The organism is Mesorhizobium sp. M0848 (assembly GCF_040319805.1).
In the GTDB taxonomy this organism is placed as follows: Bacteria; Pseudomonadota; Alphaproteobacteria; order Rhizobiales; family Rhizobiaceae; genus Mesorhizobium.
In genome coordinates this window covers 1-13,355 of record NZ_JAMYOM010000028.1, presented here as the reverse complement: position 1 = coordinate 13,355, position 13,355 = coordinate 1, and the positions used below count along the sequence as shown (strand labels likewise).

General features: G+C 63.2%; 9 protein-coding genes. 7 read left to right on the top strand and 2 right to left on the bottom strand.

The features are described from left to right. Positions 1 to 54: 54 nt before the first annotated feature. Positions 55 to 1,632 carry a trimethylamine methyltransferase family protein gene (locus NKH95_RS27170; RefSeq protein WP_023812287.1) on the bottom strand — a complete coding sequence of 526 codons (1,578 nt, stop codon included), beginning with the start codon at positions 1,630 to 1,632 and terminating at the stop codon, positions 55 to 57. Between the two features lie 252 nt (positions 1,633 to 1,884). On the opposite strand from NKH95_RS27170, the gene NKH95_RS27165 reads away from it, so the two are divergent. The 7 genes from NKH95_RS27165 to NKH95_RS27135 all read left to right on the top strand — a co-directional run bounded on the left by NKH95_RS27165 (position 1,885) and on the right by NKH95_RS27135 (position 12,033). After that, on the top strand, positions 1,885 to 3,060 hold the full coding sequence (locus NKH95_RS27165; protein WP_128303964.1) for an MFS transporter: 1,176 nt from the start codon (positions 1,885 to 1,887) through the stop codon (positions 3,058 to 3,060). A 162-nt stretch (positions 3,061 to 3,222) separates the two neighbouring features. Next, positions 3,223 to 4,395, top strand: coding sequence for an MFS transporter (locus NKH95_RS27160; protein ID WP_128303965.1), 1,173 nt, complete (start codon positions 3,223 to 3,225; stop codon positions 4,393 to 4,395). Positions 4,396 to 4,456: 61 nt separating this feature from the next. Then, positions 4,457 to 6,529: a prolyl oligopeptidase family serine peptidase gene (locus NKH95_RS27155; RefSeq protein WP_128303966.1), complete on the top strand. Its 2,073-nt coding sequence runs from the start codon at positions 4,457 to 4,459 to the stop codon at positions 6,527 to 6,529. Positions 6,530 to 6,785: 256 nt separating this feature from the next. Next, the gene (locus tag NKH95_RS27150) at positions 6,786 to 8,165 is read left to right on the top strand and encodes an aspartate aminotransferase family protein (protein WP_128303967.1); all 1,380 of its coding nucleotides are present in this window, start codon (positions 6,786 to 6,788) and stop codon (positions 8,163 to 8,165) included. Between the two features lie 143 nt (positions 8,166 to 8,308). Further along, a complete protein-coding gene (locus tag NKH95_RS27145; protein ID WP_023812284.1) occupies positions 8,309 to 8,674 on the top strand; it encodes a hypothetical protein in 366 nt (121 codons plus the stop codon). An 81-nt stretch (positions 8,675 to 8,755) separates the two neighbouring features. Then, on the top strand, positions 8,756 to 9,400 hold the full coding sequence (locus NKH95_RS27140; RefSeq protein WP_023812283.1) for a cytochrome c oxidase assembly factor Coa1 family protein: 645 nt from the start codon (positions 8,756 to 8,758) through the stop codon (positions 9,398 to 9,400). A gap of 194 nt (positions 9,401 to 9,594) precedes the next feature. Then, positions 9,595 to 12,033, top strand: a complete 2,439-nt coding sequence (locus tag NKH95_RS27135) for a GcvT family protein (protein WP_352439873.1) — start codon at positions 9,595 to 9,597, stop codon at positions 12,031 to 12,033. 330 nt (positions 12,034 to 12,363) lie between these two features. Here the strand turns inward: NKH95_RS27135 and mmsB are convergent, their stop codons facing one another. Next, positions 12,364 to 13,248 carry a 3-hydroxyisobutyrate dehydrogenase gene (gene mmsB / locus NKH95_RS27130; protein WP_128303970.1) on the bottom strand — a complete coding sequence of 295 codons (885 nt, stop codon included), beginning with the start codon at positions 13,246 to 13,248 and terminating at the stop codon, positions 12,364 to 12,366. Positions 13,249 to 13,355 lie beyond the last annotated feature (107 nt).

The following is a 13,355-nucleotide window of genomic DNA, read 5'->3' as shown; positions in this document are numbered from 1 at the left end:
GTCGAGCGCAGCTCGACGGAGTGGGGGTCGACTGTTCATCAACAACACGGCCGATCAAAAATCGGTCGGCGCGCCGCCTTCGGACCGCCGCTTGGCGACGAAGGCGTTGAGTTCCTCGCGGATGGCCGGGTCCATGTAAGGCTCCTCATAGGACGCCAGCCGCTCCTTCCAGACCTTGTTGGCCTTTTCGAGCGCCGTCGGCGAGCCGGCTTCCGCCCAGGTCTCGTAATTGCGCCAGTCGGAGAGGATCGGCGAGTAGAAGGCGGTCTTGTAGCGGTCCTGCGTGTGCTGGGTGCCGAAGAAATGGCCGCCAGGACCGACCGACTGGATGGCGTCGAAGCCGAGTGCCTCTTCGGAAAGATCGAGAGGGGTCAGGAATTCGGCGACCATCTGCAGCAGGTCGATGTCCAGAATGGTCTTCTCGTAGGAGCAGCGCAGGCCGCCCTCGAGCCAGCCGGCGGCATGCATCATCAGATTGCCGCCGCCCTGGATGGCGCCCCACAGCGAGAACACGCTTTCATAAGCCGCCTGCGCGTCGACCGTGTTGGCGGCGCAAGTGTTGGAGGTGCGGTAGGGGATGTTGTAGCGGCGGGCAAGCTGGCCGCCGACAAGCTGCGCCTTCATGTATTCCGGCGTGCCGAACGCCGGCGAACCGGACTTCATGTCGACATTGGAGGTGAAGCCGCCATAGCCGACGGGCGCGCCCTTGCGCACCATCTGGGCGAAGGCGATGCCGGCAAGCGCCTCGGCGTTCTGCTGCACCAGTGCGCCGGCGATGGTGACAGGCGCCATGGCCCCCGACAGGGTGAACGGCGTGACGACGACGACCTGGCCCTTGCTCGACATCTGGATGATGCCTTCCATCATCGGCACATCGAGCTTGAGCGGCGAATTGGTGTTGATGATGGTGAAGACGGACGGCTCTTCCAGCATCTGCTCGTGGCTGATGCCGCGCGCGATCCTGGCGATCTCGATGCCGTCGACATTGCGCTCCTTGCCGAGCGAATAGATGTGGAACACCTTGTCGGTCAGCACGCTGAGATCGCGGATACATTCGAGGTGGCGGACGGACGGATGGATATCGGTCGGCTCGACCGGGTAGCCGCCCGTGCAGTTCAGGATGTTGTGCATCTGCGCAAGCTTGAGGAAGTTGCGGTAGTCCTGCTGGTTGCCGGGCCGGCGGCCGCGATCGATGTCGGAGCAATTGGGCGCCGACGCCATCATCGAGATGATCACATTGTTGCCGCCAAAGCGCACATTGTGAGCGGGATTGCGGGCATGGATGGTGAACTCCGACGGGCAGTGCGACACCAGTTCCAGGATCATGTCGCTGTCGAAGCGCACCCGTTCGCTGCCGTCGCGCACATCGGCGCCATGCGCCTTCATGATGCTGCGGGCCTCGTCGTGCAGCACGTCGACGCCGATTTCCCGCAGCACGCGCAGGGAAGCGAGGTGGATCGATTCCAGCTCGTCGTCGGAGACCAGCCTGGTTGGCGCCAGCGGGTTCTTCAGCTGGCGAAAAGCCGGCTGCTCGAACGCGGCCGAGCCGCCGGCGCGCTTTCCGGCGCGGCCGCCGCGACGGGCGCGGTCAGTGGCCAATGCCGGTTCCAAGGGTTGTAGGGCGGCGGTCATGATGGTCCTCGTAGGATGCGATAGCGGGCGGCATAATGGACCGGCGGCTGCCCAGCCATTGCGGAGGCGGCGACCACTAGGGCGAGGGAAGCGACATGCCGGAACGGCAGTTGCGCGGCCACGACATCGGCCTGATCCCGCCGCCTCGTTGGCTTAAGCGGATTTCGGCGGCCGGCCCTTCCTTTCCCGGGATCGAACCGATAGCTACTCGGCTTGCCGGCCGGATGGCCAGCAGTTCATTTGGATGGCAGCATGGTCGCGACCGGCTCGAGCGAAGGCGAAGCAGGAACGCAATGGGCAGCGCTTGCCGGCGTCACCGCGGCACTTGCCATGTTCGGCGCTGCGCAGGGGTTGAGCTCGCCGCTGTTCACGCTGCTGATGCAGAAACAGGGCATGTCGCCGGCGCTGATCGGCTTGTCGGCGGCGATGATGCCGCTCGGGCTGATCCTTTCGGCTTCCTTCGTGCCGGCCGCGGTGCGGCTGGTCGGTGGGCGCAACCTGGCGGTCGGCTGCTCGCTGATCGGCGCGCTCTGCTTCCTGGGCATCGGCTATCTGCAGGACTGGGTGGCTTGGTTCGTCATCCGCTTTATCATCGGCGTCGTCATCAACCCGCTCTACATTCTCGGCGAGGTGTGGGCACTGTCGCTGGCGCCGCCATCGCGGCGCGGCAGGGTGATGGGCGTGTTCAACACGCTGATGGGCGCCGGTTACGCCGCCGGACCATTCGCGCTGACCCTGCTCGGTACGTCGGGCTGGGCGCCCTTCATGGTCGGCGTCGCCGGTTTCGCGCTCTGCGCGGTGATCCTGCACGCGGTCTCGTCTAAGCTCACCGGTTTCGAGGATGACGGCCAGCCTGCCAGCGGCCTCGTCGGCTTTGCCAGGATGGCGCCGGCGCTGCTGCTTGCCGTGCTTGTCTCGGCGGCGGTCCAGCAGAGCACCTATGCGCTGGTCCCGGTCTTCGGCGCCAGCTACGGCCTGGCCGAAGCCGTTCTGGCCTCGCTGGTGATGGCGCTTTCCCTCGGAAACATCCTGCTGCAGATACCACTCGGTCTTCTGGCGGAGCGTTTTGGAGCACGCGCCATGATCATCGTCTGCGCGCTGGCAACAACCGTTTGCGCGCTTTTGCTGCCTCTGCTGATCGCAACGCCGTTGATCTGGGTCGTGCTGCTGGTGATGGGCGCGGTCGGTTACGGCGTCTACACCATGGCATTGGTCGAACTCGGCAGCCGGTTCAAGGGCTCTGTGCTGGTCGCCGGCAACGCTGCCTTTGCACTGATGTGGGGCGTCGGTGGCATCGTCGGCCCACCCGGTGCCGGCCTGCTCATGCAAGGCATCGGCCCGCTCGGGCTGCCGGTCGTGATCGCCGGCCTCGACGCGGTGCTGGTGATGTTCGCGCTGTATCGGTCGTCCGTGCGCCGAGCTTCCTGACAAGCCCAATCTCCTGACAGGCCCAGCCTCCTGACAGGCCCAGCCTCCTGACAGGCCCAGCCTCCTGACAGGCATTGTCTGGAGCAAACTGTTTTCGCCTGCCAGGGGCTTACCACCACGTTGCTCAATCGCTAATCCTGCAGCCTCGATAGCGGTGCGCACATGAATTTGGTTGAATCGAACAAGGACGAGACGATGCAATGGGCTGGCATCACCGGTGTGATCGCGACCGTCTCGGTGTTCGCCGTCGCGCAAGGGTTGTCCTATCCGCTGCTGAGTTTCATCCTGCAGCGCCAGGGCGTTTCGCCAGCGATGATCGGCTTGTCGGCGGCCATGACGCCGATCGGTTTCATCCTGTCGTCGCCATTGATCCCGGCGCTGGCGCGGCGGTTCGGGGCAGGGCGCACGGCGCTTACCTGTGCGGCCCTTTCGGCTGTCGTGCTGGCGCTGATCGGCTGGACGCAAAATGTCTATTTGTGGTTTCCCCTGCGCTTCCTGATCGGTGTGGTGAGCAACCCGCTCTATGTGCTGAGCGAGATCTGGGTCATCGCGCTGGCGCCGCCGGCCCGGCGAGGGCGCGTCATGGGTGTCTATTCGACGATCATCTCGGCCGGTTTCGCGGCCGGGCCACTGTGCCTGCTTGCAGTCGGCACCGAGGGCTGGCCGCCCTTCCTCGTCGGTATCTCCGCCTTCGTGCTGTGCGGCATCTGCCTGGGCTTGGTGCTGCCGCGTTTGCCCAAGGTCGACGAGGCCGGGCATCAGGTTTCCGTCCTGGGTTTCGTGCCGCTGGCGTGGCTGATTTTGTTTGCCGTCATAGTCGCCGCCGGCTTCGAACAGGGCGCGCTGGCGTTGCTGCCGGTCTATGGCACCCATCACGGCATCACCGAAACCCGCATGTCGGCGCTGCTGTCGGTGATGATTGCCGGCAACATCGCCATGCAGGTGCCGCTCGGCCTTTTGGCGGAAAGGCTTTCCGCGCTCCTGGTACGGCTCGCCTGCGTCGCGATCACGGTGCTCGGCTGCGTCCTGCTTCCGCTTCTCATCGAGTCGCCGCTCATCTGGCCAATGGTCTTTATCTGGGGCGCGGTTTCCTACGGCATCTACACGATGTCGATCATCGAGCTCGGCGAACGCTTCACCGGCTCCGCACTGGTTGCCGGTAACGCGGCCTTTTCCTTGATGTGGGGCGTCGGCGGTATCGCCGTGCCGCCGCTGGCGGGCGGCGCCATGGATATTCTGGGTGCCGGCGGGCTGCCGATCACGCTTGGGCTGCTGTGCCTGGCGCTGGCTATTGCTAGCCTCGCTGGTCGGCGGAAAGCCTCAATCGTGCGCTGAGAATATCGATACAGCCTGTCGGCGTTGGCCTTTTCAAAGCAACGCGTTTATCGGAGACCTCATGACCAAGCCTGCCACCCAGACGCCGAATTCCACCCCCTCGACCGACGATCCCTTCCTCTGGCTGGAGGACAGGACGGCCAAGCAGTCACTGGACTGGGTACATCGCCAGAACGAGGTCACGGTTGGCGAATTGCAGGGCGATCCGTCCTATCAGGCGTCGTTCCAGACCGCGCTCGACCTGATGACGGCCGAGGACAACATCGCGGTCGGCGCGGCAAAAGCCGGCCATGTCTACAATTTCTGGCAGGACAAGACCAATGTGCTCGGCCTCTGGCGCCGCACGACCGTCGCTTCCTACAAGACCGAGAAGCCCGACTGGGAAACGATCATCGACTTCGACCAGCTTGCGGCGAAGGAGGGGGTAAAATGGGTTTTTGGCGGCGCAAGCCGACTCTATCCGGACTTCAACCGTTGCCTGGTGAGTATGTCGCCGGATGGCGGCGACGCCAGCGAGATGCGCGAATTCGACATCGCGACCAAGTCGTTTGTCGAGGGTGGGTTTCGTGCACCCGCTTCCAAGTCGGGCTTCAGCTGGCTGGATAAGGACACCGTGATTGTTTCGGCCGCTTTCGACGAGGCCGACAAGACCGAGTCCGGCTATCCGCGAGTCATAAAGCTGTGGAAGCGCGGTACCAAGCTGGAAGACGCGACGCCGATCTTCGAGGCGCAGAAAGAGGATCTCGCCGTTGGTGCCGCTGTCGAGTACGACGGTGACAGACGTTATCTGGTCCTGGCTCGAACGCTGAATTTCTTCGCTTCGCACATCTTCCTTCGGCTGCCTTCCGGCGAAAACAAACAACTGCCGCTACCGGACGACATGACCGATACGGCAATATTCAGGGATCAGCTCGTGTTCGGCGTACGCAGTCCATGGACGGCGCCCGACGGCACGGTTTGCAAGCCCGACGGCCTCTATTCGCTGGATCTCGCGCACTGGGTCAAGATCGGCGCGCTCGGACCTGTCGAAACCTTGTTCGAGCCGGCATATCGCGTTTCCATAGCCGGCGTTGCCCGCACGCGGGACCGGCTGTTCATCAGCCTGATGGACAATGTGCGCGGCAAGGTCGTCGTCTGCGAGCGCAAGGATGGCAACTGGTCGCTGAAACCGGTGGCGCTGCCCGAAAATGGCAATGTCGGCATCAGCCATGCCGAGCAGTTCGGCTCGAGCGTGTCCTTCTCCTTCACCGATTTCCTGACGCCGAGTTCGATCATCTGGTCTGACGACAATGGCGAGACGCTAGAAACCGTGAAGTCGCAGCCGGCGCGTTTCGATGCCTCGCCGCTGATCTCGGAACAGTTCGAGGCGCGCTCCAAGGACGGCACGATGATCCCTTATTTCGTCGTCAGGCGGCGCGATCAGAAGGGGCCGGTGCCGACGCTGCTTTACGGCTATGGCGGTTTCGAAGTGCCGCTGCTGCCCGGCTATGCCGGCGTGCGCGGCAGGCTATGGCTGGAAAAGGGCAATGCCTATGTGCAGGCCTGCATCCGTGGCGGCGGCGAGTTCGGCCCGGCCTGGCATCAAGCGGCGCTCAAGGGCAATCGCCAAAACGGATTCGATGATTTCGCAGCGGTCGCGCAGGACGTCGTCAAGCGCGGCATCGCGACAGCAAGCTCACTCGGCATCCAGGGTGGTTCGAATGGCGGCTTGCTGACCGGCGTTTCCTTGACGCAGCATCCCGAGCTTTTCGGCGCCGTCATTATCGAGGTGCCGCTGCTCGACATGCTGCGTTACGCCGAATTGCCGCCCGGCGCCTCGTGGATGGCCGAATACGGCGATCCGTCGAAACCCGAAGACGCGAAGTGGCTTTCAGCCTACTCGCCCTACCAGCATGTCGACGCCGCTGCCGCCTATCCGCCGGTGCTGCTGACCACATCGACCGCTGACGATCGGGTCCATCCCGGCCATGCGCGCAAGATGGCCGCCCGCCTGCAGGAAGCCGGCCATGCCAGGACGCTGTTCTTCGAGGAGACCGAGGGCGGCCATGGCGGGCGTGGCGACCGCCGGCCGCAGGCGGCGCAGACGGCGATGAAATATGTCTTCCTGCAGAGGGCGCTGACAGCCAAGGCCTAGACTCATTCCGTTATGGGCCAAGCAAAGGGTGGTTCTCCTCGACCAGCCTTTGCTCTAAGATGGCTTCCATGGCTCTCGTCAGGATGTTGATTGACGCATTTGAGGCTCGCGCATTGCGGGTCGCGGTGACGCCGTCACCGCGTACGCTGCGCGCCGAGCTTTTGCGGCTGTGCGCCCGCATCGGCTATTCGCCACCTCTCTGCCTCTGAAGCATTCGCCCCGGCTTGCCGGATAGAATCCAGAGGAAAGATCAGACATGACCTATCAGAATTATTCGCTGAAGCAGCTTCAGCAGATCGACGCCGCGCATCATCTGCATCCGTTCACCGACCACAAGGAAATGCGCGGGGCCGGGTCGCGCATCATCACCCATGCCAACGGCCCTTTCATCTACGATTCCGAAGGGGCTGAAATCCTCGACGGCATGGCCGGGCTGTGGTGCGTCAACATCGGCTATGGCCGTGACGAGCTGGCCGACGCCGCCTATGCCCAGATGAAGGAACTGCCTTATTACAACTCCTTCTTCAAATGCTCGACGCCGACGCCAGTGCTGCTGTCCAAGAAGCTGGCGGAGATCGCGCCGAAGCACGTCAACCAGGTGTTCTATGGCTCGTCGGGCTCGGAGGCCAACGACACGGCCCTGCGCCTCGTGCGCCACTATTGGGTGCTGGAAGGCCAGCCGGAGAAGAACCGCATCATCTCGCGCAAGATGGCCTATCACGGCTCGACCGTTGCCGGCACCTCGCTCGGTGGCATGGATGGTATGCACAAGCAGCTCAACGGTGCGGTGCCCAACATCGTCCATGTGATGATGCCCTACGCCTATGAACTGGCGCTGCCTGGCGAGAGCGATCATGATTTCGGCCTGCGCGCGGCCGGGGCTGTCGAGGAGGCGATCCTCGAAGCCGGCGCCGACAAGGTTGCCGCGTTTATCGGCGAGCCGGTCATGGGGGCGGGCGGCGTGAAGATACCGCCGGCAAGCTACTGGCCGGAAGTGCAGCGCATCTGCCGCAAATACGATGTCCTGTTGATGCTGGACGAAGTCATCACCGGTTATGGCCGCACCGGCGAATGGTTCGCCGCCCAGACGCTCGGCATCGAGCCCGACACGATCACCACCGCCAAGGCTCTGACCTCGGGCTATCAACCGCTGTCGGCATTGCTGGTTGGCGACCGCATCGCCTCGACGCTGGTCGAGAAGGGCGGCGAGTTCAACCATGGCTACACCTATTCCGGCCACCCGGTGGCCTGCGCCGTGGCGCTGAAGAACCTCGAGATCATCGAGCGCGAAGGGCTGGTCGACCGCGTCAGGAACGACACCGGTCCTTATTTCGCCAAGGCGTTGCAGGAGCGCATTGCCGGACATGATCTGGTCGGCGAGGTGCGTTCGATCGGACTGATGGGCGCGATCGAGATCGTCAAGGACAAGGCGACCAAGGAGCGGTTCCTGCCGGCTGGAAGTGCGGCGGTGACCGTGCGCGATCATGCCATCGCGCACGGCATGATGCTGCGCGCTACCGGCGACACGATGATCCTGTCGCCGCCGCTGATCTGGACCCGCGATACGATCGATATGGCCTGCGATCGCATCTCGAAGGCGCTGGATCTGGCGCAAGCCGATCTGCGCAAGCGGTAGAACTCGACCCCTCGGCTGGGCGCTCCTCGGCGGGAGCGCCCAGCCTTGAGGCCATGCTGACGCGGGGAGCGAACGAATTCCACCACAAGCGCGTAGTGTGTGGGGCTGCGGCTGATTCGGCCGCGACAAGGGGTTTTGTTTCCATGAGAAAGACCGGCAAGAGCCGACGGACGCAAGAAGCGGCCAGCATCGGCGGCGACCTGATGCTGGCGCCGCTGGTGGCGATGATGCGGCTGCCGTTGATGACCATGGATGGCGGGAGCAGCCAGCCATGGAGCACGGAGACCGCGCGTGCGGTAAACGAGAAGACCGCCGCTATGGCCGAAGGCGTGTTTGCGGCGCAAATGTCCTTCCTGCAATCGGCATCGCGGTTCTGGCCGGAAATCTTTTCCGGCCGCACGCCGTCGCTGTTCAACGGGGTCGCGGCGGAGCGCTCGATCAGCGCCGCGCTGAAGCCGGCAAGCCGTGCCGTGAAAGCGAATTTTCGCCGGCTGTCCAACAAGACCTGACAGAAGTTGCAGAACTTTGATTTTGCGCATTGACGGGCGCATGCGCTAGAATCAGTCGGTACGTCACCGATGGGGGACACGATGGCCGGACAACCGCTCAACCAGCCGGCTGAAATTCCAGCCGAACTCGACCGCTGGAACTGGGGCGCCTTCTTCCTCAACTGGATCTGGGGCATCGGCAACAGCACTTTCATCGCGTTGCTGGCGCTGATCCCTGTCGTCAACATCATCATGATCATCGTCCTGGGCGCGCGCGGCAGCCGCTGGGCTTGGCAGAACCGCGCCTGGCGTGACGCGGAACAGTTTCGCAAGACGCAGCGCAACTGGGCAATCGCCGGCCTTGCCGTCTGGGTTGTCGGGATTGGCGGCTGCGCGACGATGGTGGGCAGCATTCCCTACGTCCTGAAAGGCAGCGATGCCTATCACATGACGATGGACAGGCTTCGCGCCGACGACCGCGTCAAGGCGGCGTTGGGTGATGATTTGACCGACAGTTTCTGGGTCGGCGGCCATCTCAACGTCAATGCAAATGGGGCCGGCGACGCCCAGTTCGGCATTCCGGTCCACGGCGCCAAGGGCAAGGGCACGGCCTATTCGACCGCTGTCCGGACAGCCGGCACATGGAGCTTGCGCCTGCTGGTCGTCAGGGTCGAGGGAACCAATGCGCCGATCGTGCTGATCAACGAAGATCATGTCCCGATCCCGAATGCTGCAATCGGAATATAGCTGGGCAAAACGCAAAAAAAGCAGCCTAAACACGGGCGCGAAGGCTGACAGTTCGGTCGGCTTTGTGGCCCAACAATCGGGTCACCACTGCTGCGTTCCAGACAAGGAAATATGCTGAAAAGCCGGATGCTGTCTGACAGTATGCGCATGCGTTCATGTGGGCCGGTGGCAATTTCATACAAGGGCACGCGCATATGGTGAGTTCCTTTCGTGCGGTCGTGGTCGGTGGCGGCTGTGTGGGTGCCGGCATTCTCTACGGCCTGGCAAAGCGCGGCTGGACCGATGTGGCATTGTTGGAGCGAACGCAGCTTACGGCCGGGTCGACATGGCATGCCGCGGGGCTCATCCCCTCTTACGCGCGCAGCCGCAATGTCGGCCGCATGATCGCCAGGTCGATCGAAATCTATGAGGGGCTGGAGGCGGAGACGGGCCAGAACGTCGGCTGGCACAAATGCGGCCAGCTGCGCATTGCCAACACGCGCGACAGGCTGGACGAGTACAGAAGCTACATGGACGTTGCCGAGGTCCAGGGTGTGCGGGCCCGGATCGTATCGCCCGCGGAGGCGCGAGAGATCTGGCCGCTGCTCGACAACAACAGCATGCTGGGCGCCCTCTACCATCCCGATGACGGCCACATTGCACCCGCCGATGTCACCCAGGCCATGGCCAAGGGTGCACGCGACCTCGGCGCGAAGATCCATCTTGATACCGAGGTCGTGGGTTTCGAGCGGATGCCGAGCGGCGAGTGGAGGGTCAAGACCTCGCGCGGTGACATCGTTTGCGAACATGTCATCCTTGCGACCGGCAATTACGCACGCCAGACAGGCGCCATGCTGGGCCTGGACATTCCCGCGATCCCGATCCTGCATCAGTACTGGATCACCGAGTCGGTTCCCGAGGTGGTGGAACGCAAACGGCTTGGTCTTCCGGAGATGCCGATCCTCAGGGACGAGGGTTACGAGGGCTATCTGCGCGAAGAGGGGGACGGGCTGATGTTCGGCCCCTATGAGCGTACCGAGCAGCTCAAGCTGTTCGCCGAAAACGGCGTCCCGGAATGGTTCGGCGCCGATCTGCTCGATGAAGATTTCGACGCCGTTTCCTGGAACTGGGAGCGCGCGACCGAACTGGTCCCCGCACTAGGCCGCGCCGGCATCAAGCGGAATGTGCGAGGGCCTTTCCAGATGACGGCCGATGAACTGCCGCTGATGGGGCAGGCGTGGGGCCTGGAGAATGTCTGGCTCGCCGAAGGGGTGCCGGGGGGCATCCTTTGGGGCGGTGCGATTGGCTACTACCTCTCCGAACGGATCGTGGAGGGTGGCAACAGCATCGACACGGCGGAGCTGGATCCCCGTCGGTTCGGCCAATATGCCAACAAGAACTGGACCCGGGCAAAGGTCCGGGAAGCCTGGGGCACCCACGCCGCACAGCACTATCCAGGCCAGGACATGCCGGCGGCACGACCGCAGAAAACGGCCCCTTCCTATGACCGTCTAAGCCAGCTCGGCGCGGTGTGGGATGTGTTGAACGGCTGGGAGATGCCGAGCTGGTTTGCGCCTGCCGGTGTCGAAGCGCGCAACGTCTACAGCTGGCGCTGGACCCCCAAAGGGAACCACGTCGCCGCGGAGGTCCAGGCTGTCCGCCAGACCGCTGGCCTGGTCGAGATGACACCAATGACCAAGTTCGAGGTCAGCGGACCGGGCGCAAGGGACTGGCTCGACGGAATCCTGGCCAACAGACTGCCGCGTCCCGGTCGCGTCGCTCTTGCCCATCACCTGACGCCGGCCGGCGGCGTGCAGGCCGAGTATGTGGTGGCGCGGCTGCAGAGCGACCTGTTCTATCTCATATCGACGCCGCGCGCAGAGCGCTGTAACCTTGACGATCTCCGCCGGCTGTTGCCGAAGGACGGCAGCGTGCATCTGCGCAACGTCACGGAGGATCGCGGCAGCTTCACGGTGGTTGGGCCGAAGGCGCGCGACATATTGCAGCCGCTGACGGAAATAGATCTCTCCAACGAGGCCTTCCCCTGGTTCAGCGTGCAGTCCGGCACTGTCGGCATGGCCAGCGACGTGCGACTGCTGCGCGTCAACTATTCGGGCGAATTGGGATGGGAGCTCTATCATCCGCTCTGCTATCAGCGGCATTTGCTGGATGCGCTCCTGGCCTCGGGGGAGGCGCACGGACTGAGGCTGGTCGGACTTCAAGCGCTGGAATCGCTTCGTCTCGATAAATCCTACCGCGCCATGTATCGCGACATGAATCTCGAACTGTCGGCCTGGGAGAGCGGCCTCGACCGATTCATGAGCCTCGACAAAGGGGACTTCATCGGCCGCGCGGCACTGGTCGCAAAACAGAAGCAGGGGGCGGCACGCCGGATCGCCACGCTGTCGATCGATACGGACGGTGCGAGCGCGTTCGCCTTCGAGGGCGTCTACCGCGAAGGCGAGCTCGTCGGCCACATCACCTCTGCGGGCTACTCCTACACTTTCGGTCACGACATCGCACTTGCGCTGTTGCCCCTGGAACTTGTGTCGCCCGGTATCGAGCTCGAGGTGTCCATCCTCGGCGAGCGCCGCGCGGCCAAGGTGATCGCGGACTCGCCCTATGATCCGGAAGGCGCCCGCGGGCGCATGTGAGGCATCCCGGAGTACAGTTTCCGGGTTATCGATGTCTCAAAACGTGCTGCAGGGCAAAACGCAAAAACCGCGCTCCATCAGGAACGCGGCTTTGCCAGATACGCATGGCGCTTCGCTACGCAAACACTTTGCGAAACTTATGGCACTTGTCGAAACTTACGGGCTCCGGTACGCGAGACCTGATCCGGAGCGCCGGGCGGATGAGATATGTCCGCCTCGCAGTCCGTTTTATAGGGACATCGTTACCGCGGAGTTATCGAGAGCTTAAGCAAATCTAAATTTGCATTTTTTCCACCGAAGGAAACCGGAAAAACCCGCCAAATCCAAGGGTTACGCCGGGTTACCCCTGAGAAAATTAATTATGCCGGAGAAATCGACGCCGCCATGTCCCTGGGCGTTGAACAAGGCATAGAGCTGGGCTGCTTCGGCACCAAGCGGCGTTACAGCACCCGCACTTTGCGCGGCTTCCTGGGACAATTTCAGGTCTTTCAGCATCAGTGCTGCTGCAAATCCTGGGTTGTAGTCCCTGTTTGCGGGCGAAGTCGGCACCGGGCCGGGCACCGGGCAATAGGTGGTCAAGGACCAGCATTGCCCCGACGAGGTTGAGGCGACGTCGAACAGCGCCTGGTGTGACAGGCCGAGCTTTTCCGCCAGCACGAAGGCTTCGGCGACACCGATCATCGAAATGCCGAGGATCATGTTGTTGCAGATCTTTGCCGCCTGGCCGGCGCCGTCGCCGCCGCAATGGACGATGCGGCCGGCCATCGGCTTCAGGATCGGCTCCGCGGTTGCAAAGGCGTCATCGGAGCCTCCGGCCATGAAGGTCAGCGTGCCGGCTGCGGCACCGCCGGTGCCGCCTGAGACGGGCGCATCGATGGATAGCAGGCCGTGTTTGGCGGCTATGGCGTGCACCTTGCGCGCCGACTCCACATCGATGGTGGAGGAATCGATGAACAGCGCCCCCTTTTTCGCCTTGGGCGCGATGTCTTCGTAGACGGAGAGCACATGCTTGCCAGCGGGAAGCATCGTAATCACCACATCGGCATCCTTCGCTGCGGCAACGGCATTGGCCATCACAGTCACGCCATGCTCTCGGGCGACGGTGAGGCTTTCCGGCACAAGGTCGAAACCATTCACCGCATGCCCCGCCTTGACCAGGTTAGCGGCCATCGGATTACCCATGTTCCCTAGGCCGATGAAGGCAATGGTGCTCATAATGGTGCTCCGTGATTTGGGCTAGGCAGTAGGCAGTAGGCAGTAGGCAGTAGGCAGTAGGCAGTAGGCAGTAGGCAGTAGGCAGTAGGCAGTAGGCAGTAGGCAGT

What these genes read in the sequence shown, in the direction of transcription:
- NKH95_RS27170 (WP_023812287.1), bottom strand. Translation starts at nt 1,632, where the DNA reads ATGACCGCCGCCCTACAACCCTTGGAACCGGCATTGGCCACTGACCGC.
- NKH95_RS27165 (WP_128303964.1), top strand. Translation starts at nt 1,885, where the DNA reads ATGGTCGCGACCGGCTCGAGCGAAGGCGAAGCAGGAACGCAATGGGCA.
- NKH95_RS27160 (WP_128303965.1), top strand. Translation starts at nt 3,223, where the DNA reads ATGAATTTGGTTGAATCGAACAAGGACGAGACGATGCAATGGGCTGGC.
- NKH95_RS27155 (WP_128303966.1), top strand. Translation starts at nt 4,457, where the DNA reads ATGACCAAGCCTGCCACCCAGACGCCGAATTCCACCCCCTCGACCGAC.
- NKH95_RS27150 (WP_128303967.1), top strand. Translation starts at nt 6,786, where the DNA reads ATGACCTATCAGAATTATTCGCTGAAGCAGCTTCAGCAGATCGACGCC.
- NKH95_RS27145 (WP_023812284.1), top strand. Translation starts at nt 8,309, where the DNA reads ATGAGAAAGACCGGCAAGAGCCGACGGACGCAAGAAGCGGCCAGCATC.
- NKH95_RS27140 (WP_023812283.1), top strand. Translation starts at nt 8,756, where the DNA reads ATGGCCGGACAACCGCTCAACCAGCCGGCTGAAATTCCAGCCGAACTC.
- NKH95_RS27135 (WP_352439873.1), top strand. Translation starts at nt 9,595, where the DNA reads ATGGTGAGTTCCTTTCGTGCGGTCGTGGTCGGTGGCGGCTGTGTGGGT.
- mmsB (WP_128303970.1), bottom strand. Translation starts at nt 13,248, where the DNA reads ATGAGCACCATTGCCTTCATCGGCCTAGGGAACATGGGTAATCCGATG.